This window comes from Vibrio sp. 2134-1 (assembly GCF_033339495.1).
Genome location: NZ_JAWOUS010000590.1, coordinates 1 through 626, shown reverse-complemented (window position 1 = coordinate 626; position 626 = coordinate 1). Strand labels below are relative to the sequence as shown.

Genomic DNA, 626 nt, shown 5'->3' with positions numbered 1-626 from the left:
TGGTTACGAGCACTAACGCCACTAATACAGCGTATTTAAGGCCAGTAGTAGATGCCGCACTTTCTTTGCCGTTTAGGCGTTTAATCACGCTTTTTGCGAGCAGGTCAGTGATACCAGATTTAGAAATGGCAACGGCGAATGTGCCAAGCATAGCGTAGCTAAGTGCAATCGTTGCACCGCCACCTAAGCCACTTTCGAAGGCCGCTACGGTATCGCCTAAGCTCATTCCCGCAACAAGGCCACCAACAATGGCACTAAACGTGAGGGCGACCACCACGTTTACACGCATCAATGCTAACACGAGCATGACGCAAACTGAGATAACGACAGGATTCATACTATTCCCAATATGTTGTGTTTATTTATTATTCTTCGTTAACAAGCGGCCAACCGCCGAGGGCCTTCCATTTGTTCACGATGCCACAGAATAACTCTGCAGTTTTTTGTGTATCGTAAAGGGCAGAGTGCGCTTCACGATTGTCGAATTCCATCCCTGCCGTTTTGCATGCTTTAGCGAGAACAGTTTGACCATAAGCAAGGCCGCTTAATGTGGCGGTGTCAAAAGTAGCAAAGGGATGAAAAGGGACTCTTTTTAACTTGCAGCGTTCGTTCGCTGCATTAACAAA

1 protein-coding gene and 1 pseudogene are annotated in these 626 nt (G+C 47.1%); both read right to left on the bottom strand.

The genetic code is table 11. The features are described from left to right. Positions 1 to 337, bottom strand: a pseudogene (locus R7R78_RS27405) (sodium:proton antiporter); the annotation flags it as partial. A 28-nt stretch (positions 338 to 365) separates the two neighbouring features. Next, the coding region (locus R7R78_RS27400; RefSeq protein ID WP_263856337.1) for an exonuclease domain-containing protein at positions 366 to 626 on the bottom strand (261 nt) is incomplete at its 5' end.